Below are 730 nucleotides of genomic sequence, written 5' to 3'. Positions count from 1 at the left end.
CCGCCGCGGCCGCCGGCGAGGCGGGTGGTGAAGACCAGGCCGTTGTCGGTCAGGGTCGAGGCCGGGACGCCATGTGCTTCATAGGCGGCTTGGAAGGTGCCCTGGGTGATCGGGCCGGTGACCCGCTCGTGCGCGGTCACGGAGAGGGCGTAGCGGGTGCAGTCGTCGAGCCAGGTGGGGATCTCGGTGTTTTGGCCGCCTGCGAGCCGGTAGTGGGTGAAGTCGGCCTGCCAGCATTCGCCCGGCATGGCGGCTTCGAAGCGGATGTAGGAGGAGCGCGGGCGTTTCTTCGGGGCGGGTTCGACCAGGCCTGCCTTGGCGAGGTGGCGGTGGATGGTCGCGGTCGAGATGGTGTTCTTGTGGTGTTGTTGCAGGTGCCGGGCGATGGTGTGGGGTCCGGCATCGAGGCCCACCGCGGTGAGCTTCTCGCGCAGCTCCACGATCAGGTTGACTGTTTCGGTGCTGGTCTGATTGGGCGAGGACTTGGGGCGCTTGGATTTCGGTTCGAACGCGGCCGCGCCCTCGAGCCGGTAGCGGGCGACGAGCTTGGACACCCAGCCTTTCGAGACCCCGTATTCCCGGGCGACCTCGGTTTGGGAGCGGCCTTCGAGGATGACGGCGGTGATGACCAGACGGGCTTTCGACATGCCCGAGATCAGACACCGAAAAGTTTCCTATGACCCGAGACATGGGTTTCCTATGTCTTGAACCAACACACTGTCAACCCGAC

Annotated in this window: 1 protein-coding gene; it reads right to left on the bottom strand. The window is 65.6% G+C overall.

The window, feature by feature from the left end:
- A partial coding sequence (locus FAB82_RS26475; RefSeq protein WP_136537589.1) for a helix-turn-helix domain-containing protein occupies positions 1 to 647 on the bottom strand: 647 nt, incomplete at its 3' end.
- Positions 648 to 730: the final 83 nt, after the last annotated feature.

Origin of the sequence: Glycomyces buryatensis (assembly GCF_004912275.1) — a bacterium.
Classification (GTDB): Bacteria; Actinomycetota; Actinomycetes; order Mycobacteriales; family Micromonosporaceae; genus Glycomyces; species Glycomyces buryatensis.
Note: the sequence above shows the minus strand (reverse complement) of the source record. Positions and strands in the feature narration are given on the sequence as shown.